This is a genomic window from Rhizobacter sp. P1_G5 (genome assembly GCF_056405435.1).
Genome location: NZ_JBFUCB010001185.1, coordinates 1 through 614, shown reverse-complemented (window position 1 = coordinate 614; position 614 = coordinate 1). Strand labels below are relative to the sequence as shown.

Genomic DNA, 614 nt, shown 5'->3' with positions numbered 1-614 from the left:
CGACGACACGCTGCCGGCGCCGCAGACCTCGTACGGCACGCACAAGCTGATGTGCGAGTACCTGCTCGCCGACTACACGCGCAAGGGTTTCATCGACGGCCGCGCGGCGCGGCTGATGACGGTGACGGTGCGGCCGGGGCGGCCGAACGGCGCGGCCTCGTCGTTCTTCTCCGGGATCATCCGCGAGCCGCTGGCCGGCGAGGAGGCGGTGTGCCCGGTGTCGGCGAACACCTGCCATGCGGTGGCCTCGCCGGCGCGCACGGTGGAGGGGCTGATCGCGGTGTACGAGGCGAGCCGCGAGGCCTTCCAGGGCCGGCTCGCGATGAACCTGCCGGCACTGAACATCTGTGTCGGGCAGATGCTGGATGCGCTGGAAGAAGTGGCCGGCCGCGCGGTGCGAGAGCGCGTGCGCTTCATCAGCGACGAGCGCATCGCCGGCATCGTGGCCGGTTGGGCGAAGGGCGCCGAGTCGGCACGCGCGGCGCGGCTCGGGCTGAAGCCGGACGGCAGCTTCACCGAGATCATCCGGCAGTACATCGCGGATTGCGAGGCGTCGCCGGATGGTGCGGCTGCGTTGAGGGGCTTGGCGTGAGCAAAGGCGCGGGTAGGCAGGG

1 protein-coding gene is annotated in these 614 nt (G+C 71.3%); it reads left to right on the top strand.

Annotation, left to right across the window (positions count from 1 at the left end):
* On the top strand, nt 1-592 hold a 592-nt coding region (locus tag AC1D12_RS34880; RefSeq protein WP_477845610.1), incomplete at its 5' end, for a Rossmann-fold NAD(P)-binding domain-containing protein.
* Nucleotides 593-614: the final 22 nt, after the last annotated feature.